This window comes from Kocuria sp. CPCC 205297 (assembly GCF_040981035.1).
Lineage (GTDB): Bacteria > Actinomycetota > Actinomycetes > Actinomycetales > Micrococcaceae > Kocuria > Kocuria marina.
Map to the genome: position 1 here is coordinate 25714 of NZ_JAVKPY010000006.1, position 23794 is coordinate 49507.

The following is a 23794-nucleotide window of genomic DNA, read 5'->3' on the forward strand; positions in this document are numbered from 1 at the left end:
CATAGGACGCGCGCGTGGGCGCGGCGGTGTCGGTCGGGTGGGACCGGGACCGGCCCGGCTTCCTGCCGAGTCCGCGGGCGGAGCGACGACGGCGGGCACGGTGTACATGGCGAGGCCCGCGCCACCGCACGGATGGCGGCGGCCGCGACGACGGCGGGGACAGCGGCGTCGGCGGGCGATGACACAATGGGCGGGTGGTCCGTCCAGCACGCGGGCGAGCCGACATCACAAGGAAGAACACAGGAAGCGGAGGGCCGCGGCGCAGTGAAGGTCTTGATCAGCGGGGGAGGCCCCGCCGGTGCCACGGCGGCGTACTGGTTGGCGAGCCAGGGGATCGCGGTGACCGTGCTCGAGAAGAGCGGTTACCCGCGGGAGAAGGTGTGCGGGGACGGGCTCACGCCGCGGGCCGTGCGCCAGATGCAGCTCATGGGCTTGCCGCACGGCGCCGCGGAGGGTTATAAGGCCAACAAGGGACTGCGACTCGTGGCGTCCGGGCGCACCGTGGAGGTCCCGTGGCCCGAACTGACCGATTTCCCGTCCTACGGACTCGTGCGCACGCGCGCGGGTTTCGACGAGGACCTCGTGCGGCACGCCCGGCGTGCCGGTGCGCACGTGATCGAGCACCGCACGGTGCGGGACGTGCTGCGTGATGACACCGGGCGGATCGTGGGCGTGCAGGCAGCCGTGATGGACCCGGCGACTGGGCGACGCACCTCCGAGACGGAGGAGCACCGCGCGGACCTCGTGCTCGCCGCGGACGGCAACTCGACCCGCACCGCCGTGGCAGCGGGTCTGCACCGGCGCACGGATCGGCCCCTGGGCGTGGCCGTGCGCACGTACTACCGTTCCCCGCGCTCGGAGCTCGACTGGATGGAGGGGTGGCTCGAACTCGCGGACGGCACGGACCCCGAGCGCTCCCTGCTGCCCGGCTACGGCTGGGTCTTCGGTGTGGGGGACGGCACCGCGAACGTGGGCCTGGGCATCCTGGACACCTCGCCCGCGTTCGGCAAGCTCGACTACCGCGCGGTGCTGCGTGACTGGGCCGCGTCCATGCCCGCCGAGTGGACCTTCGACCCGGAGCACCAGGTGGGCCGGGTGGGTTCGGCCGCGCTGCCCATGGCCGGCAACCGCACCCCGCACTACGTTCCCGGGCTCATGCTGCTCGGGGACTCCGCGGGGCTCGTGTCCCCGTTCAACGGGGAGGGGATCTCCAACGCCATGGAGTCCGCGCTGTTCGCGGCGTCGTGCATCGTGGATGCCGCCGAGGCCAACGGGCCCCAGCAACGGGAGAACGCGCTCGCCCGCTACCCGCAGCTCGTGCGCGCCGAATGGGGGGCCCATTTCACGCAGGGCCGGGCGCTCGCCGAGCTCATCGGCCACCCGGCGATCCTCACCGCGGCCCTACGGGCGGGGATGAGTGTCCCGGCCATGATGCGCTTCGCGGTGCGGGTCATGACGGAACTGTCGGACCGGCCCGCCCGGACTGTGACCGATCGCGCGATCGCGGTGCTGGACGCACTGACCCCCGCGAGCTGAATTGTCGATAGAGTGGTGGATCGTGACTGACCCCAGCCGCCCGAATGATTCCCTGCGCTTGCCCGAAGGGTTCGAGCTCATCGCCCAGGACTCCCACCTGGGCCCGCTCATGCTGCGCAGCCTTGATCGGATCGAGCAGCGGCTGGCAGAGTCCGTGCACTCCGCGGACCGGATCGCGGACGTCACGGCCCGGCACCTGCTCGACGCCGGCGGTAAACGGGTGCGGCCCCTCCTCACGCTGCTCGCGGCGGAAGTGGCTGGTGAGGTCACGGACGAGGTCATCGAGGCCGCCGCGGTCGTGGAACTGACCCACCTGGCCTCCCTCTACCACGACGACGTCATGGACTCCGCCCCCATGCGCCGGGGCGTGCAGACCGCGCACACGGTGTGGGGCAACACCGTGGCCATCCTCACCGGGGACATGATTTTCGCGCGTGCCTCCGCCATGGTCTCCGCCCTGGGCCAGGAACCCCTCATGATCCAGGCGACCACGTTCGAGCGCCTGGTGATCGGGCAGCTGCAGGAGACCACCGGTCCCGCCCCGGACGAGGATCCCGTGGCCCACTACATCAAGGTGCTCTCCGGTAAGACCGGTTCGTTGATCGCCGCGAGCGGTCAGTACGGCGCCCTGCTGGGCGGGGGGCCCCGCTCCGTGGTGGATCTCATGGTCGTCTACGGCGAGAAGGTAGGACTCGCGTTCCAGCTCGCGGACGACATCATCGACCTCACCGGCCACCCGGACGTCTCCGGCAAGATACGCGGTACGGATCTGCGCGAGGGCGTGGACACCCTCCCGGTCCTGCTGTTGCGCCGCGACGCCGCCGGCTCCGACCCGGCCGCCGCGGCCTCCGCGCGCGAGCTGCTCGAGCTCGTGGACGGGGACCTGTCCGACGACGCCGCCCTGGCCCGCGCCGTCGAGGCCGTGTCCGAGCACCCCGCGGCTGCGGAGGCGTGGCAGATCGCCAACGACTGGGCGGACGAGGCCATCGCGGCCCTCGAACCGCTCGACGATTCCGTGGCCAAAGCGGCACTGATCGAATTCGCGCACGGCGTGGTGCATCGCAGGGGCTGAGTTCTCAGTAAGCTTGGCGCATCCGTAATCCACTTGCGCGCCATGAGGGCTTCCGCGTGCGCGCCGATGGGATTCGTCCCGCGTGAGGTTCATCCATGTCCACAGACACGACACGTGGTCGCGCCGCGAAGGAAGCATTTTCCGGGCGCACCATGTTCATCTTCGCCGCCATCGGCTCCGCCGTGGGGCTCGGCAACATCTGGCGGTTCCCGTACGTCGCGTTCGACAACGGCGGCGGCGCCTTCATCATCCCCTACCTGGTGGCCCTGCTGACCGCCGGTATCCCGCTGCTCATGCTCGACTACGCGGTGGGTCACCGCTACCGCGGGTCCGCCCCGCTGTCCTTCCGACGGCTGCACCACAAACTCGAGACCATCGGGTGGTGGCAGCTGGCCATCTGCGTGGTGATCGCCGTGTACTACGCCCTGATCATCGGATGGGCCATGCAGTACACCGTGTTCTCGTTCAGCAAGGCGTGGGGGGACGACCCCGCGACCTTCTTCATGAGCGACTACATGCGGGTCTCGGACGAGGTCACGATCGGCTTCGACTTCATCTGGCCGGTGTTCATCACCACGGCCATCGCGTGGCTCGTGCTGCTGATCGTGCTGATGATGGGCGTGCAGAACGGGATCGGGAAGATCAACGTGGTGTTGATCCCGCTGCTCGTGGTCATGTTCTTGATCATGGTGGGCATGGCCCTGACGCTGCCGGGTGCCGCCGCGGGTCTGGATGCCCTGTTCACCCCGTCCTGGTCCGCACTGGGTGATTCCTCCGTGTGGGTCGCGGCCTACGGGCAGATCTTCTTCTCCCTCTCGGTGGGTTTCGGCATCATGGTCACCTACGCGTCCTACCTCAAGCCCCGCTCGGACCTCTCCGGCTCCGCGCTCGTGGTCGGTTTCGCGAACTCGTCCTTCGAGATCCTCGCCGGTATCGGCGTGTTCGCAGCACTCGGCTTCATGGCCTCGGCCTCGGGGACGGAAGTCGCCGACGTCGCGACGTCCGGGATCGGTCTCGCGTTCATCGCCTTCCCGGCCATCATCTCCCAGGCCCCGTTCGGCACGCTGATCGGTGTGCTGTTCTTCGGTGCCCTGGCGTTCGCCGGGTTCACGTCCCTGATCTCCATCGTGGAGGTCATCGTGGCCGGTTTCCGCGACAAGCTCGGGCTCTCGCGCCCCGCGGCCGTGGCCATCGTGGTCATCCCGCTCGCCGCGATCTCCCTGTTGTTCTTCCCCACGACCACGGGGCTGAACCTGTTGGACGTCGTGGACGCGTTCGTGAACAACTTCGGCATCGTGGCCGCGGCCCTGGTGTCCGTGCTGTTGCTCACCGCGGGCTTCTCGGCGCTGCCCACGCTGCGTGACCACATCAACTCGGTCTCGTCCTTCAAGCTCGGGCGCACGTGGATGATCCTGGTGGGCGGTGTGACCCCGGTGATCCTGGGCTACATCCTCATCGACCAGCTCACCGAGACCGTGTCCCAGGGCTACAACGACATGCCGCAGTGGTTCGTGAACACGTTCGGGTGGGGGATGGCCGTGGCCCTGATCGTCATTGCCTACCTGCTGTCCCGACTGCCCTGGTCCCGGCGCACCGCGGAGGCCTTCACGAGCCCCGCCCCCGCCATCCAGGACGCCTACGTGGACCGCGGCACCCTCGCGCGCCACAAGCCCCTGTCCCACTACCAGGACACCGCGACCCGCACCCCCGCACTGGGCCAGGACTTCTCCCTGCGCGCCATCGAGGACGGGACCGTGGTGCAGCGTCAGGCCCCGTGGACGCACGCCGGATCGGGTCACACCGACCCTGTCGGCGACGCCGCGGGCCGGTCGTCCGCCCAGGTCCAGCCCCGCCGCTCGGAAGGAGAACTCTCATGAGCACCATTTCCGTCGTCATGATGATCGTGGCCATGGTCACCGTGTGGGGTGGGCTGTTGCTCGCCCTGATCAACATCAAGCGCTCACCCGAGGAGGTCGACGAGCTCGACACCCCGTCGGAGGGCTCCCGTGAGGACGCCGCGCACCGCGCGGCCACCGACGGTGACCCGGGATCCCGGGTGAACGCCGGCGCGGCTCCCGAGTCGCGGATCTGATTCACGCGGTCCCATGAGAGAAGGCCACCCCTGGCCAGGGGTGGCCTTTTCTCATTCCGGGCCCCGGGTGCGCGTAGCGGCGGGGGATCGGGTGCTTTCAGCGGCGGTGAGACCTGGTGCGCTCAGCGGCGGGGGAGACGGGGCGCGCGGGGTGCGCGGACGGCGTCGAGCACGAGCAGCACCACGGCGAGCCACACGAGGCCGAAACCGACCCAGCGCTCCGGGGGCATCTCCTCGTGGAAGACCAGGACGGCCAGGATGAACTGGCCGATCGGTGCGATGTACTGCAGCATGCCCACGGTGCTCAGGGGTAGCCGGGCGGCGGCGGCGCCGAACAGCAGGAGCGGAACAGCGGTGATCACGCCGGAGGACAGCAGCAACAGGAAATGCCCGGTGCCCTCGGAGGTCAGGGTGATCTGTCCCTGGGCGCCCAGCAGCGCGACCGCCACGAGCGCGAGCGGCGTGATCATGGCGGTCTCCCCGGTGAGGGTGATCAGCGCGGGATAGCGCGAGCCCACGCGGGACTTGACCAGGCCGTAGAAGCCGAACGTGAAGGCGAGGCCCAGTGAGAGCCACGGCACCGCGCCGTAGAACACGGCCATGATCACCACGGCCAGCGCACCCACGGCGATCGCGGTCCACTGCAGGGGGCGCAGCTTCTCGTGCAGCACCAGGACACCCAGCAGGATGGCCACGAGCGGGTTGATGAAGTACCCCAGGGACGCCTCGAGGGTGTGCCCCGTGGTCGTGGCGACCGTGTACAGCAACCAGTTCCCGGCGATCAGCACACCGGCCACCGTGAGCGCGAGCACCGCCGAGCCGTCCCGCAACAACCGGATGAACCGGCCCACGGAGCGGGTCACGGCCAGCATCAGCAGACAGGCCACCAGGGAGAAGACGATGCGCAGGGCCACGATCTCGTACGCCGTGGCCGGGGCCAGGACCACGAAGTACAGGGGCAGCAACCCCCAGATCCCGTACGCGGCGAACCCGTAGCCGAAACCGGCCCGGGCCCTCTTCTGCTGGTGAGGGCCCGGGCCGGAAGTCGCGTTGTCAGTCACCGTCCGATCCTATCCCCGGTGACCGCCGCGTCGGTTCGCGATCAGAGGTCGAAGAAACGGCTCAGGAAACCGCGCTTCTTCTTGCCCTTCTTCTCCGCCTGCTCGTTGGTCTCGACCTCCTGGCCGTCCACCACGGCGGGGGCGGAGATGTCGTCCTCAGCAGCGCCGGGGCCGGCGACGGTCTCGCGGGCGACCACCGTCTCCCGCTCGGCCCGCTCGCCGGCCACGGTGTCCTCGGAGACGTCCCGCAGGACTGGCTGCTCCGTCGCGGGTTCGCTCGGTTCCGGCGCAGTGGGTTCGCGCGTGTCCCGCGCCGCGTCCTCGTCCTGCATCCCCGGTTGGGCCGCGGCGAACTCGGGGTCCGGGATCCGGGACATGGCCGTGGTGTTGGGGTGCGGGGAGGCCTGTGGGCCGGCGGTGGCCACATCCCCGGAGGGACCGGGCAGCACCGTGGTCTCCACGCGACCCGGCTCGGCGGGTCCGGAGGTGGGTTCCTGGTCGAACGGGCGGTCCGGGTCCCGCACCTCGCTCGCGGGGACGGCCACGTCCCCCTCGGGCTGCTCGGGCTCGGGCGCCTCGATCTCCTCGCGGGACAGCTCGCTGGGCAGCGGCTCCTCCCGCTCGGACGTGGACGACGCCGCTGCGGCGGCTTCTTCACGCTCGCGCCGCTTGCGTTCGGCGGACTCCACGCGCTGCTGCTCACCGAGCTGCTCGGCCTGGGCCACCGCGGCACGGCGGTCCTCGAGCAGGGCTTCGCGGTGGGTCTGCGCCTGGTGTTCGAGCTCGCGCAGTTCGTCCTCGCCCACGGAGGGCTCAGCGGGTTCCACGCCCGTGATCTGGTGGTCGTCGAACCAGAAGCGCTGAGCGCCGTCGTGCACGGTGACCACACAGGTGGCGTCCGTGTCCCACTCCACGTGGGCGCCGCGCAGCTTGGCGTAGCTGGCTACGGCGAGGTTGTGGTCCACGGCGGTGTCCGTGGTCAGGGACTCCCCGATGACCTGCATCATGCGCTGCTCCGTGAGTCGGGGCAGCTCGAACTCGGGGCCGTCCAGCAGCAACCACGCCGTGATGTGGCCACCGGCGCGCGCGGGGTAGTGGGCGTAGAGACCCGTGACGGCCTTGGCGGCCAGGGTCAGCCGGCGGGCCAGACCGTCCTCGAGGGGCAGCTCGTCCGTGGTCAGCTCGGAGACCTCGTGACGCTCACCGGCCTGCTTGGCCTGCACGGCGGCGGAGACCACGCGCGGGTTGAAGTGCCCGAGTTCCTGCCACGACCACACGAAGGACCCTCGGGACGCCGATTCGGTGCCCAGCAGGTAGGGGGTCAGGGTGACGGGAGGCGTGGTTTGCAGGGTGAACGACGGCGCGGAAAAGTCCACGTCCCACTCCGCGCCCTGGGACAGTTCCGCCAGCACTGCCTGGTATTCGGTGGAAAGGAAGATCGACGCGTCGATCAACTCCTGCAAAGTTTTCGTCATGGGTCCAGGCTAACAACTGGCGAGGACGCCAGCGCGCGCCGGACGGCACGTCGGTGCCTGTGAGGCCCCTGTATCCGCCCGCGGCACGTACTCGACAACGACGCCGCGGCCGCACCGAGCGACGTCGTACCCCGCGGCCGTGTTGGGGCCTCGCACGCGAGCGGTTCGTTAGGCTGGGGGCGTGCGGCGCCCGGCAGCGACCGGGGGAGATCGCGCGATCTTACAGCGAGCGGACCCGTGGCTCACGGGTCGAAGGGACACCACACCATGACCTCTGAGCCTCGGCCCGAATCGACGACCTCCGCACCCGGTGAGCGTGAACTCGTGACACGGGTGGGCGAATGGGTGATGTCCGTCCTGCGCACGGAACCGGGCTGGGACACCATGCTCGTGGAGTTCAAGCCCCAGGGCGGGCGGGTCCATCTGCGGGTGGTCGAGAACAGGGACGGCTCCGTGATCCCCGGGGCGGCAGGGCCCATCAAGCAGGACAGCCCGGTGCTGGAGACGATCGCGCAACTGCAGCGCAGCTGCGCGGTGCCCGGGCGGGGGAGCTGGTTCACCGCGTCCGTGAGCATCGCCGCGAGCGGGTGGCCCGAGCCTACGCTGCACACGAGCGCGTCCTACAATTTCCGGGAGCTGCCCCGCCCCTACGCGGACGAGGGTGCCTACACGGGCCGGGACGTGCTGGCTCAGCTGACTGAGTTCCCGCGTACCCAGGAGCGCACGCCGCTGTGGGCCCTGGAACTGGCCGATGTGGCCGGGGTCGAGCTGCCGTTCGCACCGACCTCCGAGGACGACTCCCACGGGGACGTGCACCCCCGGTTGCGCGCGGCGGCCGAGGCGTTCACTCGCGAACCCGGGGAGCGGACCCTGGCCGGGGCCCTACGCGAGGCGTTGGCCGGGACCGTGCTGCTGGACATCTCCGGATCGGACCTGGTCCCAGGGGAGGACGGTCAGCCCGTGGGGCCGCAGTCCCACATCCGGGTCCAGGCGGTCGCCCAGCCCGACGGTGGTCGCGCACTGGCCGTGTATACGACCGCCGAGCAGGCCCGCGAGATGTTCACCCGCAGCAACAAGAACCCGGATCTGGCCGAACCCGTCCTGCTGCGCCAGCGCGCGAGCGCGATGATCGAGATGGTCGTGCAGGACACCCAGTACGACGAGATCGTGGTGGACCCGGCGTCCGAACACGCCCTGCGGATCCCCCGCCAGCAGATCGAGTGGGTGGGCCGCTCACCCCACAACGAGGCACTCAAGCAAGCGCTGCTGGACAATGCCATGGCGGACGTCCTGGGGGCCCTGCTCAACCCGAACGGCCACCTCATGCTCGGCACCCGGGACGAGGGGGAGAACGCGATCCCGGTCATGGTCCAACCCTCCGAGGAGGGCGCCGCACCGGACACCCTGCTGGTCTTCACGTCCGCGGCGGAGGTGGCCGCCCTCGACCCGGCGCTCACGGTGCGCTCGGCCCCGTCCCGGAAGATCCTGGAGTTCGCGCTCGAATCGGGTGCGGCGGCCATCTGCCTCAATGCCATGGCCCCCGTGGCCACCCTGCCCACAGCGCAGCTGCGGGAGATGCTGGAGCTCGTCACGCAGCGAGAACAGGGCGTTACCTCGCAGCCTCGCGACTGAGAGGTCGGTGGGTCGGAATTGCGGCGCATCTCGTCCGCAGTTTCCACACCCGCGGGGCGTGTCCAGGGGTGCGCCAGGGCTGTATGTCAGGGGCCGCGCGTCAGGGAGCCGGTGTCAGAGCGTGGCTCAGCGGGCCTCGGTCGCGCTCGCCGCGAGCTCTTCCTGGCAGCGGGGGCACACACCCCGGTAGACGACCTCCGCGGCTAGCAGCTCGAAGCCGTGGTCCTGGGACGGCGTGAGGCATGGGGCATGGCCCACGGCGCACGGCACGTCCTGGACCACTCCGCAGCGCACGCAGTACGCATGGTGGTGGTTGTCCCCGGTGCGGATCTCGTAGCGCGCGGGGGATCCGGGCGGCTCGAACTTGGACACCATCCCGATCGCCGCGAGGTCCGCGAGGACCACGTAGACGGACTGGACGGACATGTTGGGCAGCACGGAGCGGACCTGCTGCACGGTGTCCTCGGCGGTGGCGTGTGGAACCGCGGACACGGCGTCCAACACGGCAAGACGTTGTCTGGTGACCCTGCGCCCGTGCGAGCGCAGATGCGAGGTCCACGCATCCCGCGACGGGTGCGGTGCAGCCTGAACGGTGGTCTCCATGGGGTCCATTCTATTCTTATTCTGAGCCACTCACAATAGTTGCACTCACGGCGCTCCCGCGCTGTCAACGCCGCCGTCCCCGCCGACATGCCCCCCCGCGGCCCCGGGTCACCGCCGTGGTGCGCTCGCGGCCCGCCCGCCGCGTGGGGCCGTCGCGGTCCGGGACGGGCCCGCGGAAGGCCGCGCGCAGCGGCGTCGTCATCCGTGGCGGGACCCGCGAAAAAAGTTTTCGGATCTCGCGTCATGATTTCCGATCCCGTGCGTCTACGTAGTGGATCCCGCGCGGGCTGCGCGGGATCCCGGACGGTCCGATCGCTCTGGGACCGGCGAACCGGTGCCGCGATCACCACGGGGACACATCGCGCGGCACGCGGCGGGTGAGAGCGTCTCTTTGCCGGACGGGCTGTCCGGCGCGGGGGAGGGAGGTGGCACTAGGAGACGGGGGCGGGACCGGCGCGGGGGCGCCGGTCCCGCCCCCGGCCATGACCGGGCCGGCGCGGTGACAGCGGGAACGCGGGGGAGGGGCGGGGTCGCGACTGCCGCGCAGCGCCCGCGGCTGTCACAATGGAGGTACCGAGTTACTTCCAGTGGGCAGAGAGCGCCATGTCACACAGAGCAGTTCCCGGCACCGGGGACCACCCGGGCCAGGGCGGCCAACGCATCAGCGACGAACACCTGTTACGCGCGGTCCGCGAGGGTGACTCGCATGCCTTCGCCACGCTCTACGAACGGCACCGCGGGGCGGCGCTGGCCGTGGCCCGCATGCATTCCCGCAACGAACCGGAAGCGGAGGACCTCGTCTCCGAGGCGTTCACGCGCGTGTTTGCGCTGCTCAAGGAGGGCAAGGGCCCCCGGGAGTTCCTGCGCGCCTACCTCGTTACGGCCGTGTCCCGGCTCGCTGCGGACCGCGCCAACGAGCTGAGCCGCACGCGTCCCGTGGACCCCCAGCCGGACGGGCCGCTGGATCGTGTGCAACTGTTCGAGGACACCGTAGTGCGCCAGGCGGACTCCGTGGTGGTGGCCCGCGCGTTCGCGTCCCTGCCAGAGCGCTGGCAGGAAGTGCTGTGGTACCTCGAGATCGAGGGGCGCAAGCCGCGTCAGGTGGCCTCCGCCGTGGGCATTCAACCCAACGCGGTCTCCGCGCTGGGCACGCGCGCACGGGAGGGACTCCGCACCGCCTACATGCAGGAACACGTCTCGGCGCGGGCCCTCGAGGAATGCGGCGAGTATTCACGACAGCTCGGTGCGTTCGCGCGCGGTTCCCTGACCCCGTCGCGCACCAAGGTCGTGCAGAAGCACCTGGACCGCTGTCCCCGCTGCACCGCCGAGTACCTGCAGCTCCAGGACCTCGGGATCGGGATGCGGGGTTGGCTCCTGCCCGTCCTGGCCGGGCTTCCGTTGTGGGCCGGTGCGGGCGGTCGGCTCGTGGACGCGCTCGCCGGCACGTCCCTGGCGGGCTTCGGGGGTGCCGCGTCCCAGGCTCCGGGAGTCGCGGGGATCCCGGCTTTCGACGGCGCGGCGGGGAGCGCCACCGCAGCGTCCGGGGGTCCGGGTGCCGGTGGCTCCGGGGCCGGCGCGGGCGCCTCGTCCGGGGCCGTGGCGGCAGGGCAGTCCACGGGGATTGCTGCGTTCGCATCGTCCGGTATGGGCCTGGCGATCGCCGCGGTCGGCGTCCTGGTTGCGGCCGCCGCGGCCGTGGGGATCGTGGCCGTGTCCAACTCGCCGGACGATCCCTCGGGCGGTGCGCCCGCCGTCGCCGTCCCCCCGGATGTGAACTCTTCCGACGGCGACGCCGCTGCGTCTGGCGCCCGCGGTTCTTCCGAGACACCCGCAGCCGGTCGCGACGACGATGCGGACGGCAGTGATTCCCGCGATGGGGATTCCGCCGGTCGGGACTCGGACGGCGGTGCCGCCGATGGTGGAGATTCCGCGTCCGTGGCTCAGGGGGACTCGGGCGGTTCCGACGGTGGAGGGGCCGTGGCCCTCGGCGATTCCGACGCGTCCCGCCCCAAGCAGGCCCGCGAGGACGTCCCCCAGGGACAAGGCCCGGACGGCCAGGCGGGCCGCAATCAGGGTGACTCGCAAGGTCGCTGGCCGGGCGGTGCGCCACTGCCCGGGGACCCGGGTGCGCCGGGCAACGGAGCGGGCGGTGCGACGTCGTCCTCTGCCCCCGACCTCGGCACCGATCCGGACGTCCCGCCCACGCCGTCGCCGAGCCCGCCCCCGGGTGACGCGGACCCGGGAGGGAACCCCGCGGACCCGGGCGAGGGACCCTCCCCCGCGCCGTCGGACGCTACGCAAACACCGGTCCCATCCCCCTCGACGGGGGTGGCACCACCGCCCCCGACGACCACGGACCCCGGCTGCGAGATGTCGCTCGGACTGGGAGGGTGGGAGATCATCTGCCTCGACGGGCTGCCCCCGCTGCCCACATTTCCTCCACTGCCCGCGCCGCCGTCCGCATTGGTACCGTCGGTATCCCTCAACATTTTCTTGTCCCGCTAGACCCCACAGGAGAACACTGAATGCACCGCCATTACAACGGACTGAAGACCGTGCTGCTGTTGGGCGGTATGTGGGTGGTGTTGCTGGCGATCGGCTGGATCATCGCCGGGGCCACGCGCAGCTCGTTCTTCATCATCCTGTTCGCGGTGATCGGGCTGATCGGTACCGCATACAGCTACTGGAACTCGGACAAGCTCGCCATCCGGTCCATGCGAGCGGTGCCCGTGAGCCCGCAACAGGCACCGGCCATGTACCGGATCGTGGAGGAGCTCTCCCGCCGGGCGGAGCAGCCCATGCCGCGGCTGTACATCGCGCCCACCATGAGCCCCAATGCGTTCGCCACCGGACGCAACCCGGACAACGCCGCGGTGTGTTGCACCGAGGGGATCCTGCAGATGCTCGACGAACGCGAGCTGCGCGCGGTGCTCGGCCACGAACTCATGCACGTGTACAACAGGGACATCCTGACCTCGTCCGTGGCGGCCGCGGTGGCGGGACTCATCACGTCCGCCGCGCAGGTGCTGCAGTTCGCGGCCATCTTCGGCGGCGGGCGCGGTGACGACAACCGCGGTGGCAACATGCTCGTGGGGTTGCTCATGGCGTTCCTCGCACCCGTCGCGGCCACCGTGATCCAGCTCGCCATCTCCCGCACGCGCGAGTACGACGCCGACGAGGACGGCGCCAAGCTCACCGGCGACCCCCTTGCGCTCGCCTCGGCACTGCGCAAGATCGAGGGCGGCGCGTCCCAGCGGCCCATGAACCCGGAGGACCAGAAGGTGGTCAACACGTCCCACCTGATGATCGCCAACCCGTTCCGCGGCGGTGCGGTCTCCGGCCTGTTCCGCACCCACCCCTCCACTGACGACCGCGTGCAGCGGCTGCAGAACATGGCGCGCAACGGCGGGTTCTACGGCCGCTGACGCGGCGTTCGGGTTTCGACGTCGCGGTGGGCGTCGCGTGCGACCGGCCCGTCGCGTCGTCCCACGACTGCGGCCCGCGTGTCCGCCGTCGTGCCCGGGGGGCGAACCCCGTACGGAAGAAGCCGTGATCCCCGCTCGGGGCTCACGGCTTCCTGGTCTGCGGATGCCGACCGGCGTGTGACGGGCGTGGGGCCGACGCGGTGCTGGCGCAGCGCCGGGGCCGGGTCACGTCAGCGGTAGTTCACGAACTGCAGGTCGACCTCCACGTCCGATCCCTTGAGTAGCGCGATCACGTCCTGCAGGTCGTCACGGGACTTGGACGAGACGCGCAGTTCATCACCCTGGATGGTGGCCTTGACACCCTTGGGGCCCTCGTCACGGATGAGCTTGGTGATCTTCTTGGCCTGGTCCTGGGCGATGCCCTCCTTGATAGAGCACTCGATGCGGTACTCCTTGCCGGAGGCGTAGGGCTCGCCGTCGTCCAGGGACTTCAGGGAGATCCCGCGCTTGACCAGCTTGGACTGGAAGACGTCCAGGACGGCTTGGGCACGCTCCTCCGAATTGGCCTTGATCAGGATCTTCTCGCCGGAGAAGTCGATATCCGCGCCCACCCCGCGGAAGTCGTAGCGCTGGGCCACTTCCTTCTGGGCCTGGTTCAGGGCGTTGGACACTTCCTGCTTGTCGACCTTGCTGACCACGTCGAATGATGATTCCGAAGCCACGGTTGTCCTCCTGGGTGTGTTGGATGCGTGATGTCACCCACCAGCCTAATTGCCCGCGATGAGCGCATTCGTGCCGGAACCGGGCGGATCGGTGGTGATCGGGCTCCCCCCGCAGTTCGCGGTCACCCGCGTGGGGGCACCGATGTCACGCTCCCGGCCGTTCAGGGGTTCTGGGGGCACCCGCGCTGATTTGGGGGACGGGGGGTGTGCTGTGTAATGTTGAGGTGCTCCCGCACGGCGGGGGTGCAATGCGTTTTGTGCGCTCTCGGCAGGTTACCCGAGCGGCCAAAGGGGGCTGACTGTAAATCAGCTGGCACTGCCTACGGGGGTTCGAATCCCTCACCTGCCACTCACGGGGATGAGCGATCATCCCGAAGGGGCTCCCCGGATGACATGATCCGGGGAGCCCCTTCTTTCGTCCTAGGGCCCTGCTGCAGTCGCGACTTCCCTGCCAAGCTCTGCCGCGCCCTGCTCCGCGGCTCATCCGCCCTCTGTGCCGACCGCATCGAATTCCTCGTGGAGCACAAGCAGCTGAGGGCGCCCATTTCTGCTTTAGCTCAGTAAAAGCCGCAGGATGGGGCATGATGTGTCGGGGCGGAGCCCATGGATGTGGGCAGCGGGGTGGGTGGCAGGTGCGGGAGTTCCGAGCAGCGCGGGTGGGCTCAGCGCAGCGCCGGGAGGACCTCTCGACCGAGCAGTTCCACGGTCCGCAGCGCCGCGTCGTGGGGCAGGCCGTTCACGTCCACGCGCACGAGCGCCCGATCCAGCTCCAACGTCTCGCGCATGGCCCGCAGTTTGGTGACGACGTCGCTCACACCGCCCACGAGCAGCGCACCCTCCGGCCCGCACTGTTCGCGGAACTCCTCCGGTGTCCACGCGGGGTCGTCGACGCTTGCGGCGCCGAAGGTTCTCGTGCTGGCGGCGAAGTGCGGATAGGCGAGGGTGAGGGCGTCGGGGGAACGGGCGTCGTCGTCGTCGGACACCACGAGGCCCGGCAGCAGCAGGCCCACCGCGCCGCGCGTGGAGTGCCTGAAGCCGCGCAGCGCCTCCCGGTACGCCTTGACGTACGGCACGAGCTGGTCCCAGCGGCCTTCCATGACGTTGAGCATCACGCCGATCCCGTGTCCCGCGGCCCGCAGCACCGAACGCGGCGAGCCCGACGACGCCGCCCACACCGTCTCGCGCGTCCCGCCCACGGGCGGTGGCAGGGTGACGCCCGCGGCCTCGGGACGGTGGACGCCCGCGAGATCGGTGGGGCCGGGGGCGAGCAGCTCGAGCAGCTGGTCCAGGCGTTCCTCGAAGATCTGCTCCTGGTCGAGCGGATCCACACCGAACAGCCGCAGATCCCGGTCGGTCCCGCCCTGGCCGGCCACGAGCTCGGCGCGGCCACCGGAGACCGTGCCCAGGCTGCGCAACTGCTCGGCCACGCGCACGGGATCCACGGTGGTTAGGACGGAGGCGGCAGCGCACAGGGTGACGCGCGGGGCGTGGGAGCTCAGGGCGGCCAGCAGCTGCAACGGATCCGGGTTGACGTGCTCCGCCCCGTGGCCCTCACCGACGGCCACGATGTCCAGGCCCACCCGGTCCGCGGTGCGGGCCAACTCGGTGAGCTGCAGGAACCCCTCCCGCGGACTGGGAAGCTCACCCGTGTCAGGGTGGGGAGCGCGTTCCCCCCACGTGGCGATACCGAGTCTGAAGGTCACGGGTGGCTCCTCACGGGTGATTCCTGGGAATGCTGACGGCGCGGCGCCCAGGGCGTTCCTTGTGCCCGCAGTGAACGTTCTGGAGCTCGGCGGAACGGGGTCCTACGCTGGTTTCATGGCTACTGTAGACATCACCCAAGACACCCTGGGCCAGACCATTTCTGACAACGACATCGTGTTGCTGGACTGGTGGGCGGACTGGTGCGGACCGTGCAAGCAGTTCGCACCCACCTACGAGGCCGCCTCCGAGAACAACCCCGAGATCGTATTCGGCAAGGTGGACACCGAGGCCGAGCAGGGCCTGGCCGCCGCCGCCCAGATCTCCTCGATCCCCACGCTCATGGCGTTCCGCGAGGGCATCATGGTGTTCTCGCAGCCCGGCGCGCTTCCCGCATCCTCGCTCGAGCAGGTCATCGACGCCGTCAAGAACCTGGACATGAACGAGGTCCGCGCGGAGGTCGAGAAGCAGGCCGCCGAGGCGGAGACCGGCGCCGCGGGGGATCAGCAGAACTGATCCTGAGTTCCACGGCGTATGTAGACCCGGTAGTGGCGCGCACTTCTCGTCATACACAGATGATGTGATGCCCGCGCCACACGGCACACGCCCATGAAACACGGAGGGCGGCTCCCGAAGGAGCCGCCCTCTCCGTATATCCGGTCTGAATGCCCGGGCCGCTTGTCCGGCGGGATGTGGGACCCCGCCGCCCGTCAGTCGTTCTTCACGCGGCCCGTCACGCCGCGGAAACCCCCAGCAGGGAACCGATGAGGAAGGTCGCACCCAGAGCCAGCGCACCGCCCACCACCACACGGGTCGCGGCGCGGGCCACGTGCGGGGTGTCACCCAACCGGGCACCGAGCGTCCCTGTGAGCGCGAGCGCCACGAGCACGGCCACGAACGTGACGGGGATCCGCCATGGGGCGGGCGGGAGCAGGATGGCCAGCAGCGGCAACAATGAACCCAGCAGGAACGCCGCCGCGGAGGAGATCGCGGCACCCCACGGGCTGGGAATGTCATCCGGGTCGATCCCGAGTTCGGCATCCAGGTGGGCACGCAACACGTCCTTCTCGGACAGTTCCACCGCGACCTGTCGGGCCGTGGTCTCGCTCAACCCGCGATCCCGGTAGATTTGCGTGAGTTCGTCGAGCTCGGCCTCCGGCATGGCCTGTAGCTCCCACTTCTCCTTCTCGATGAGAGCTTCCTGCGAATCCTTCTGACTCGACACGGACACGTACTCGCCCAGCGCCATGGACAGTGCGCCGCCGATCACGGCGGCCGAACCGGCCACGAGCACGGGCGTCGTGGCCGCGGTGGCCCCGGCCACGCCGACGACGGTCGCGGCCACGGACACGATGCCGTCGTTCGCGCCCAGGACCCCGGCGCGCAGCTTGTTCATTTTCTCCCCGGACCTTGTCGCGTGCGGTTCCACCGCGGTGTGCTGTGCCATGCAGATAGTTTGCGTCGCAAATGAAAGCCCCGCCAGGAAGGCAAGCCAAACCTCAATCGGGCCGGGGCCGCGGGGAGCAACACGCGCGGCACGCGACATCATGCCCCGCCCGCTCTTTGGGGCGGCGCCGCTCTGGAGTAGCCCATTCGCCGCGACGGCGCCGATCCAGGGGCGAGCCCATCAAACCCCGTCAGTGATGACGATGATCCTGGGGTGTGAGACGGGGGCCGAACGCGGGTTTGCGGTGCCCACTGGCCTTGATGAGCCGCACGACCCGCTGCCGGTGACCCCGCCACGGTTCGAGCAGTTCGAGCATGCGCTCGTCCGATCCGGGGGCGCCGTCGAAGAACCAGCACACGTAGTCGGCCAGGTGGAAGTCCCGCACGCTCACGCCGTCCGGGTCTGCATGGGTGCACTGGGTGATCTCCGCGGCCGTCCACACACCGATCCCGCTGATCGATTGCACCGCGGCGCGCACCCGCGCCGGATCCGGCTCCCGGCCAAGGCGCTCCAGGGCCGACGCCCGCTGCACCGTGCGCATGACCGTTGCGGAACGGGCGGGGTCCACGCCCGCCCGGTGCCACTGCCAGGACGGCACCCTGCGCCACTGCTCGGCCGTGGGTGGCACCCGCATCCCGCGCGGAGCGGGCCCGGGTGCCTCCTCACCGATCCAGCGCAGCAGCGCCCGGTACGCCCGCACGGCCTCGATCGCCGTGACACGCTGTTCCAGGATGGAGACGACGGCGCGGTCCAGGACGGTGCCCGTGGCCGGCAAGCGCATCCCCGGGTGGTCGTGGCGCGCCCTGACGAGCCGGTGCGGCAGCTGCGCAAAACCCGCCGAGGACTCGAACTCCTCCCACGAATCGCCGTGGCCCACCCACCGGGGCGCGGACGGCAACCACTGCTGCGCGCCCGGACCCCACGCGTCCACGACGACGTCCCGGTCCAGGGGGTTCTCACCCGCGACGCGAGGTGGGCGGGAGAACCGCGCACTCACCGGCAACCCGCTCGAGCGCGTGGTGATCCACACGCAGTCCTCGTTCAGGATGCGCACCGTGGGATCGTCCGCACCGCGCCCGAGCACCCGCAGGGTCTGGCCCAGGTGCACGGGCCCGGGTGGCGTCCAGTGCAGCCGGGTGGGGGAGTCCCCCGAACCGGTGATTCGCGCTGTCCGCACCGTGGTGGTCATGCGAAGATGATGCCACGGGTCTCCGACACCCTCGCGCGCACCCGGCTGGCATACTGGGTCCGACAACCCCGCCGCCCGGCACAGGCACCCCGGAGGGAGGATCGTGGCCCGTTCCCCCGCATCGGCCGACCCCGGGCGGACTCGTCCCGCATGGTTGCTACCCGTCCTCGTGGGAGCGTTCACGACCGCGGTGTACTGCGCGTTCTCCTGGAGCCAGTGGATCCGCTGGGACGTCCCCTCGTGGGACAACGCGATCTTCACGCAACTGCTCTCCGCGTACGCCTCCGGACACGCACCGATCGTGGACATCAAGGGCCACGGGTTCAATCTCCTGGGGGATCACTTCCACCCGCTGCTGATCGTCCTGGCACCGATTTACGCCGTGTTCCCCTCCGCACTCACCCTCATGATCCTGCAGGACGTCCTCTTCGGGAGCTCCGCCGCCGTCGTCACGCGGTGTGCCCTGCATGTCCTGCGCCCCGCCCCGGCCGTCGCGATCGGCGTGGCGTACGCGGCGAGCTTCGGACTGCAGAACGCGGTCGCGGTGCAGTTCCACGAGATCGCGCTCGCCGTGCCGCTGCTCGCGCTCGGTTTGTGCGCACTGCGGGAACGGCGGTGGCGCGCGGCCGCCCTGTGGAGCGTGCCCGTGGCCCTCGTCAAGGAAGACCTGGGGGTCACGGTCGCGGTGATCGGGGCGCTCATGCTCGGTCACGCGCTGGTCCCGTTCGCGCGTGGGTGGAGCCGTGCGGTACGACGCCGCTGGGCCGAGTTCCGCGCCTACACCCACCGCGGCGCAGGGCGCAGTGCCGCGCACGTGCACGGTACTGAGGATCGTGTCACCGCGGATGCCCGCCACGATGGGGACCGCGGCGCCGGACAGACATCGGCGGATCCCGCGAGAGCGGTCCTGCGGGATCCGGCCGCGCGGTGGGGCGCAGCACTCATGGTGTGGGGCGTCCTGGCCTCCGCGCTCGCGGTGGGGGTGATCCTGCCCGCGCTCAACCCCGCGGGGGAGTTCGCGTACTCGGACAAGATCGACCTGGCACTTCTGCTGCGCGATCCCACCTCCGTGGTCGTGTTGCAGGTCGTCCCGGTTGAGAAGTTCGTCACGTGGCTGCTCCTGCTGCTGATCGGCGCCGTGGTGGCGGTGCGCTCACCCCTCGCGCTGGTGGCGCTGCCCACGCTCGCGTGGCGCATGCTGTCCCCCAACCACGGCTACTGGGGTCCGGGGTGGCACTACAGCGCGGTGTTGATGCCCGTGGTCTTCGTGGCGCTCGTGGACGCCATCGATCGGCTCCGCAACGATGCGGATCGCGCGCGGAAGGCGGGGAGCGACGTCGTCGTCCGAGACGGCCCGGCGCGCCGAGGAACCGCGGGGGATCATGCCGGGAGCGGGGCCTCGAACGGACGCCTCACCCATGACCGCTTACCGTTCCTCCCCGGCGAGGGTGCGGTGCTGCGCACCATGGCGCGCGCGGCCCCGTGGGCGGCGCTGGTCGTCGCGCTCGCGGTGGGCACCCAGCAACCGCTCGCGCAACTGGCCACCGCCGAGGCATGGCAACCCGATCCGCGTCACGACGCCAAGGTCGCCGCGGTGGAGCGCATCCCGCACGGGGTGAGCGTGGCCACGGACCTCTCGCTCATGAACGGGCTCGTGAGCACCACCCGCGTGCATTGGATCGGCAACGGGGACGATCCCGCCCCCGAGTACGTGGTCGTGGACCGGCTCGGCGGGACGTGGAGCGGCGAGCCACCAGCGGACGTCACGGGCTACGCGCGGGACATGTACGGGGTCGACTACACGGTCGTCAGTGACGAGGCGAACATCGTGGTGGCCCGCAGATCGGCCTGACATGGCCCGGCCGTGCGGTAGGCTAGTGGTTTATCATCCCGGTTTCTTGTCTGTCGTAACCGTTTCGCCGTAGCGGGCATGTCGGTCCAGGACTTCAGCGGTAGTACCGCGCGCACCGGTGACAATCACTCCACTCCACCGAAGCGAGGTTCTTCCGTGTCCACTGACTCCCTGTCCCAGAACGAAAATCCCCACAACGAGACCCCCGAGCACGAAACCCCCGAGCGCGACGCCGCTCCCGCCGTGACCGACGCCCCCGACAACCACGACGTCGTCGTCGACGCGCAGCGCACCGACAGCGGCGAGGCAACCGAGCCCGCCGACCAGCCTTCCGAGGCCGAGCAGACCGCCCGGGACGACGACGCCGCCGAGCCGGCCGAGCAGCCCGTCGAGAACGACTCTGCCGAGAAGCGCGCCGAGAACAGCTCCACGGAGAAGCCCGCCGACGCCGAGAAGTCCGAACCGAACCTGCCTACGTTCGCCGAACTGGGCGTGGACGCGCGCGTGCTGGCGGCACTGGACGAGGTGGGCTACGAGTACCCCTCGCCCATCCAGGCCGCGACAATCCCCGCGCTGCTGAGCGGCCGCGACGTCGTCGGGCTCGCGCAGACCGGTACGGGCAAGACCGCCGCGTTCGCGGTGCCCGCACTGTCCAAGCTCGCGGAGCTGTCCGACCTGCACGGCCCGCACCGCAGCACGCGCGTGCTGGTGCTCGCGCCGACCCGCGAACTCGCGCTGCAGGTCGCCGAGGCCTTCGGCTCCTACGCGACCCACCTGGACGACTTCACCGTGCTGCCCGTGTACGGCGGCTCCTCGTACGGTCCGCAGCTCGCGGGCCTCAAGCGCGGCGCGCAGGTGGTCGTGGGAACCCCGGGGCGCGTGATCGACCACCTGGCCAAGGGCTCGCTCAACCTGGACGACATCGCGTACGTGGTGTTGGACGAGGCGGACGAGATGCTGCGCATGGGCTTCTCCGAGGACGTCGAGAAGATCCTGGCGCAGACCCCCACGGAGAAGCAGGTGGCTCTGTTCTCCGCCACTATGCCCAAGGCCATCCGCCGGATCGCGCAGCAGTACCTGCACGACCCCCAGGAGATCACGGTCAAGGCCAAGACCACTACGGGCAGCAACACCCGGCAGCGGTACATGCAGGTCATGGGCCCGCACAAGCTGGACGCCATGACCCGCGTGCTCGAGGTCGAGGACTACGACGGCGTGATCGTCTTCGTGCGTACCAAGGCCGCCACGGAGGAGATCGCGGACAAGCTCAAGGCCCGCGGCTACACCGCCGCCGCGATCAACGGTGACATCCCACAGAACCTGCGCGAGCGCACCGTGGACTCGCTGCGCGACGGCAAGATCGACATCCTCGTGGCCACGGACGTTGCAGCCCGCGGTCTGGACGTCGAGCGGATCTCCCTGGTGGTCAACTACGACATCCCCCACGACACCGAGTCCTACGTGCACCGCATCGGCCGCACCGGCCGCGCGGGGCGTAAGGGTGAGGCCATCCTGTTCATGACCCCGCGCGAGAAGTACCTGCTGCGCGCGATCGAGAAGGCCACCCGCCAGCCCGTCGAACAGATGCGCGTGCCCTCCACGGACGAGGTCAACCAGACCCGCAAGGAGAACTTCGCGCAGCAGATCGAGGAGACCATCGACTCCGAGGACCTCTCGCTGTTCCGTGAGCTCGTGAAGCAATACGAGTCCGAGCACGACGTCGACGCCGTCGAGGTCGCCGCTGCGCTCGCCGTGATCGCCCAGAACGGCCGCCCGTTCCTCCTGGAGGACCTGCCCGAGCTGCCGCAGCGCAAGCGGGACCGCGAGCGCCGTGACGGCGACGGCCCCCGCAATCGCCGTTCCCCGGGGGACGAGGCCGGGATGAAGACCTACAAGCTGGCCGTGGGGCACCGCGATCGCGTAGTCCCCGGCGCCGTGGTGGGTGCCCTCACGCACGAGGGCGGTCTCAACGGTTCGCAGATCGGTGCGATCGACATCCGCCCCACGTTCACGCTCGTGGGTCTGCCCGAGAACCTCCCCGCGGGAACCCTCGACAAGCTGGCCAACACCCAGATCAACGGTTCGCCCATCCGGATCCAGGAGGATCGCGGACCCGGTGGCGCGCGCGGGGGCAAGCCCTTCCGCGGCGGTGACCGTGGACCCCGCAACGACCGCGGGGGCTACCGCGGGGACCGTGGTGACCGCGGGGGATACCGTGAGGACCGGGGCGGCTACCAGGATCGCGGTGGGTACCGCGAGGATCGTGGCGGTTACCGCGACGATCGCGGCGGCGGTCGTTCCCGTGGCGGATCCTACCAGCAGGACCGGCCGCGTCGGAAGAACCGCCCGGACAACGGCGGCTACTCGGGTCGCTGATTCGTCGGTTCACTGCCTCACCGTGAGCCGCTGACTCGCGGATTCGCCGGTTCGCTGCGAGCCACTGAGCCGGCCGACTGAGCAGGACCGGCTTAGCCGGGACGGTCGCTGACGTGGTCGGTCATCGGCGTGGCCGGTGAGTGACAGCACACAGGGCCGTGGCCGGGACGATCGTCCCGGCCGCGGCCCTTTTCTGCTTCTCATGTTCCCGTGAGGTGTGAGGTGCGCTGACGCGTGCGGCTCAGGCCACCGTGATGATCTGCAGGTCCTGCCCCACGGTCACCGCGCCGTCGTAGCCGCGGCTGGCCAGCCGGTGCCACTCCACGGGATCGATGGTGCCGCCCGTGTTCTCGATGTGCGAGAGCACCAGGTGGTCCACATGGGAGGCCTGCGCCACGGGTCCCACGTCCTCGACCATCACGTGGGACTTCTTGTGGTGGTCGATCACTTCTTCCGTGAGCCCCACCCCGGGTGGGATCTGCAACGCCTCGTGCACCAGGACGTCACTGTACTTCGCCAGGCGGATCAGGGTCTTGCTGTGGGTCGTGTCCCCGGAGAACGTGACCGACCCGTGGTTCGTGTCGAAGCGGAACATATAAGCGGGGAACACCGGCCCGTGGGGGACCAGTGTGGCCGTGACCTTGACCCGATCGTCCTCCATGGCCGTGAACGGCCGCATGAGACGCCACGTCCGTGGCCGTGCGGATCCGTGACGCCCTGGACCCGTTGCTGATCGAGGACGCCCTCGAACACTGCTCCAGGGCGGGGCTCGCCCAGATGCGCGCGGACATCCGGTGCATGGCCACCGCGGTGGAGGCCCAGGACCCGGTGGCCTTCGTACGCTCCAACTGGCAGTTGCACGCGAGCATCGCCCGGATCAGTCCCAACGAGCTGCTGCGCTCTGTCTACCTGAGCCTGTTGGACGTCGTGGAGGTGCACACCGCCTCGGTGCAACCGTCCCTGGAGATGTCCCTGGACGAGTACATCCGTTCGCGCCTGGACCTGCACCGGGATCTCGTGGAAGCGGTCGGTCGGGCGGGCGCACCCGAGGCCCGACGGCTCATCAAGGAGCACGCCGTGACGGGTGAATCGGCGCGGCTCGTGGGGTGAGGGGCTTGTTTTTGCGACCCGCTCATCTCCTGTTAGAGTATTCCGCGTTGCCCCGATAGCTCAGTGGTAGAGCGCCATCTTGGTAAGATGGAGGTCCCGGGATCGATTCCCGGTCGGGGCTCTCATGATGAGAACCTGCGGCTCCTTGTGAACCGTGGGTTTCATCCATGATGTGGCGGTGTAGCTCAGCTGGTTAGAGCGCACGACTCATAATCGTGAGGTCGACGGATCGAGCCCGTCCACCGCTACCGTTCAGGCGCCGTTCCCCTCGGGGAGCGGCGCCTTCGTCGTCCCCGGGCACAATTGGTCCGGGACAGCCGGTCCCGCACGACCCGCTCCTGAACAGTCCGGTTCCGCGCGACCCACTCCCGAGCGGCCCGGGAACGGGCGACCCGCTCCCCGATTGCTTAGCCACCCGTCCATCAGGTCAACTCGCGGACGGGCCCGATTCACCTCGCGGCCGCTTGGCCCTGTTCCACTCGAGGAACAGGGCGCCGCACT

Annotated in this window: 19 protein-coding genes and 3 tRNA genes; 14 read left to right on the plus strand and 8 right to left on the minus strand. The window is 69.9% G+C overall.

Annotated features, from left to right (window positions below):
- Window positions 1-264 precede the first annotated feature (264 nt).
- The 4 genes from RF650_RS06710 to RF650_RS06725 all read left to right on the plus strand — a co-directional run bounded on the left by RF650_RS06710 (window position 265) and on the right by RF650_RS06725 (window position 4700).
- Entirely contained in the window at window positions 265-1536 is a 1272-nt protein-coding gene (locus RF650_RS06710; RefSeq protein ID WP_311254069.1) for a geranylgeranyl reductase family protein, read from the plus strand.
- A 109-nt stretch (window positions 1537-1645) separates the two neighbouring features.
- The gene (locus RF650_RS06715; protein ID WP_085108442.1) at window positions 1646-2608 is read left to right on the plus strand and encodes a polyprenyl synthetase family protein; all 963 of its coding nucleotides are present in this window, start codon (window positions 1646-1648) and stop codon (window positions 2606-2608) included.
- Window positions 2609-2703: 95 nt separating this feature from the next.
- Window positions 2704-4485 carry a sodium-dependent transporter gene (locus RF650_RS06720; protein WP_368814469.1) on the plus strand — a complete coding sequence of 594 codons (1782 nt, stop codon included), beginning with the start codon at window positions 2704-2706 and terminating at the stop codon, window positions 4483-4485.
- Entirely contained in the window at window positions 4482-4700 is a 219-nt protein-coding gene (locus RF650_RS06725) for a methionine/alanine import family NSS transporter small subunit (protein WP_144998262.1), read from the plus strand. The genes RF650_RS06720 and RF650_RS06725 overlap by 4 nt, the downstream gene beginning before the upstream one ends.
- A gap of 122 nt (window positions 4701-4822) precedes the next feature.
- Here RF650_RS06725 and rarD read toward each other — a convergent pair whose 3' ends face one another.
- Entirely contained in the window at window positions 4823-5761 is a 939-nt protein-coding gene (gene rarD, locus RF650_RS06730; RefSeq protein ID WP_368814470.1) for an EamA family transporter RarD, read from the minus strand.
- Between the two features lie 41 nt (window positions 5762-5802).
- Window positions 5803-7236 (minus strand): DUF6882 domain-containing protein, encoded by a 1434-nt coding sequence (locus RF650_RS06735; RefSeq protein WP_368814471.1) that lies wholly within the window; start codon window positions 7234-7236, stop codon window positions 5803-5805.
- A gap of 267 nt (window positions 7237-7503) precedes the next feature.
- Between RF650_RS06735 and RF650_RS06740 the strand changes: the two genes are divergently transcribed.
- Entirely contained in the window at window positions 7504-8868 is a 1365-nt protein-coding gene (locus RF650_RS06740; RefSeq protein WP_368814472.1) for an SseB family protein, read from the plus strand.
- Between the two features lie 126 nt (window positions 8869-8994).
- Here the strand turns inward: RF650_RS06740 and RF650_RS06745 are convergent, their stop codons facing one another.
- Window positions 8995-9471, minus strand: coding sequence for a Fur family transcriptional regulator (locus RF650_RS06745; RefSeq protein WP_064846699.1), 477 nt, complete (start codon window positions 9469-9471; stop codon window positions 8995-8997).
- A 603-nt stretch (window positions 9472-10074) separates the two neighbouring features.
- Between RF650_RS06745 and RF650_RS06750 the strand changes: the two genes are divergently transcribed.
- Together RF650_RS06750 and htpX are read left to right on the plus strand one after the other, a co-directional pair.
- Window positions 10075-11976 carry a sigma-70 family RNA polymerase sigma factor gene (locus RF650_RS06750; protein ID WP_368814473.1) on the plus strand — a complete coding sequence of 634 codons (1902 nt, stop codon included), beginning with the start codon at window positions 10075-10077 and terminating at the stop codon, window positions 11974-11976.
- A 20-nt stretch (window positions 11977-11996) separates the two neighbouring features.
- A complete protein-coding gene (gene htpX, locus RF650_RS06755) occupies window positions 11997-12896 on the plus strand; it encodes a zinc metalloprotease HtpX (protein ID WP_035960103.1) in 900 nt (299 codons plus the stop codon).
- Between the two features lie 230 nt (window positions 12897-13126).
- Here the strand turns inward: htpX and RF650_RS06760 are convergent, their stop codons facing one another.
- Window positions 13127-13618: a YajQ family cyclic di-GMP-binding protein gene (locus RF650_RS06760; protein ID WP_035960096.1), complete on the minus strand. Its 492-nt coding sequence runs from the start codon at window positions 13616-13618 to the stop codon at window positions 13127-13129.
- A gap of 267 nt (window positions 13619-13885) precedes the next feature.
- Between RF650_RS06760 and RF650_RS06765 the strand changes: the two genes are divergently transcribed.
- Window positions 13886-13967: transfer RNA gene (locus tag RF650_RS06765), tRNA-Tyr, on the plus strand.
- Window positions 13968-14280: 313 nt separating this feature from the next.
- Here RF650_RS06765 and RF650_RS06770 read toward each other — a convergent pair.
- A complete protein-coding gene (locus RF650_RS06770) occupies window positions 14281-15321 on the minus strand; it encodes an LLM class flavin-dependent oxidoreductase (protein WP_368814474.1) in 1041 nt (346 codons plus the stop codon).
- A gap of 115 nt (window positions 15322-15436) precedes the next feature.
- Here RF650_RS06770 and RF650_RS06775 point away from each other — a divergent pair, with 115 nt between their 5' ends.
- Complete coding sequence (locus tag RF650_RS06775) at window positions 15437-15835, plus strand: co-chaperone YbbN (RefSeq protein WP_064846723.1); 399 nt, start codon at window positions 15437-15439, stop codon at window positions 15833-15835.
- Between the two features lie 217 nt (window positions 15836-16052).
- Here RF650_RS06775 and RF650_RS06780 read toward each other — a convergent pair whose 3' ends face one another.
- Both RF650_RS06780 and RF650_RS06785 read right to left on the minus strand, forming a co-directional pair.
- Complete coding sequence (locus tag RF650_RS06780; protein WP_368814475.1) at window positions 16053-16766, minus strand: VIT family protein; 714 nt, start codon at window positions 16764-16766, stop codon at window positions 16053-16055.
- Window positions 16767-16956: 190 nt separating this feature from the next.
- Window positions 16957-17955, minus strand: a complete 999-nt coding sequence (locus RF650_RS06785; protein WP_368814476.1) for a DNA-3-methyladenine glycosylase — start codon at window positions 17953-17955, stop codon at window positions 16957-16959.
- 103 nt (window positions 17956-18058) lie between these two features.
- On the opposite strand from RF650_RS06785, the gene RF650_RS06790 reads away from it, so the two are divergent.
- On the plus strand, window positions 18059-19807 hold the full coding sequence (locus RF650_RS06790; RefSeq protein ID WP_368814477.1) for a DUF2079 domain-containing protein: 1749 nt from the start codon (window positions 18059-18061) through the stop codon (window positions 19805-19807).
- Window positions 19808-20275: 468 nt separating this feature from the next.
- On the plus strand, window positions 20276-22183 hold the full coding sequence (locus RF650_RS06795; RefSeq protein WP_368814562.1) for a DEAD/DEAH box helicase: 1908 nt from the start codon (window positions 20276-20278) through the stop codon (window positions 22181-22183).
- A 241-nt stretch (window positions 22184-22424) separates the two neighbouring features.
- Here RF650_RS06795 and RF650_RS06800 read toward each other — a convergent pair whose 3' ends face one another.
- Window positions 22425-22862 carry a hypothetical protein gene (locus tag RF650_RS06800; protein WP_368814478.1) on the minus strand — a complete coding sequence of 146 codons (438 nt, stop codon included), beginning with the start codon at window positions 22860-22862 and terminating at the stop codon, window positions 22425-22427.
- 14 nt (window positions 22863-22876) lie between these two features.
- On the opposite strand from RF650_RS06800, the gene RF650_RS06805 reads away from it, so the two are divergent.
- The 3 genes from RF650_RS06805 to RF650_RS06815 all read left to right on the plus strand — a co-directional run bounded on the left by RF650_RS06805 (window position 22877) and on the right by RF650_RS06815 (window position 23541).
- Window positions 22877-23293 (plus strand): FCD domain-containing protein, encoded by a 417-nt coding sequence (locus RF650_RS06805; protein ID WP_368814479.1) that lies wholly within the window; start codon window positions 22877-22879, stop codon window positions 23291-23293.
- Between the two features lie 49 nt (window positions 23294-23342).
- Window positions 23343-23414 (plus strand) — tRNA-Thr (locus tag RF650_RS06810).
- 53 nt (window positions 23415-23467) lie between these two features.
- Window positions 23468-23541 (plus strand) — tRNA-Met (locus RF650_RS06815).
- The last annotated feature ends 253 nt before the right edge of the window (window positions 23542-23794 follow it).

Bases quoted from the DNA above. Each gene is read 5' to 3' on its own strand.
- RF650_RS06745 (WP_064846699.1), bottom strand. From the start codon at position 9,471: ATGGAGACCACCGTTCAGGCTGCACCGCACCCGTCGCGGGATGCGTGG.
- htpX (WP_035960103.1), top strand. From the start codon at position 11,997: ATGCACCGCCATTACAACGGACTGAAGACCGTGCTGCTGTTGGGCGGT.
- RF650_RS06735 (WP_368814471.1), bottom strand. From the start codon at position 7,236: ATGACGAAAACTTTGCAGGAGTTGATCGACGCGTCGATCTTCCTTTCC.
- RF650_RS06775 (WP_064846723.1), top strand. From the start codon at position 15,437: ATGGCTACTGTAGACATCACCCAAGACACCCTGGGCCAGACCATTTCT.
- RF650_RS06750 (WP_368814473.1), top strand. From the start codon at position 10,075: ATGTCACACAGAGCAGTTCCCGGCACCGGGGACCACCCGGGCCAGGGC.
- RF650_RS06725 (WP_144998262.1), top strand. From the start codon at position 4,482: ATGAGCACCATTTCCGTCGTCATGATGATCGTGGCCATGGTCACCGTG.
- RF650_RS06740 (WP_368814472.1), top strand. From the start codon at position 7,504: ATGACCTCTGAGCCTCGGCCCGAATCGACGACCTCCGCACCCGGTGAG.
- RF650_RS06780 (WP_368814475.1), bottom strand. From the start codon at position 16,766: ATGGCACAGCACACCGCGGTGGAACCGCACGCGACAAGGTCCGGGGAG.
- RF650_RS06720 (WP_368814469.1), top strand. From the start codon at position 2,704: ATGTCCACAGACACGACACGTGGTCGCGCCGCGAAGGAAGCATTTTCC.
- RF650_RS06715 (WP_085108442.1), top strand. From the start codon at position 1,646: ATGCTGCGCAGCCTTGATCGGATCGAGCAGCGGCTGGCAGAGTCCGTG.
- RF650_RS06785 (WP_368814476.1), bottom strand. From the start codon at position 17,955: ATGACCACCACGGTGCGGACAGCGCGAATCACCGGTTCGGGGGACTCC.
- RF650_RS06800 (WP_368814478.1), bottom strand. From the start codon at position 22,862: ATGCGGCCGTTCACGGCCATGGAGGACGATCGGGTCAAGGTCACGGCC.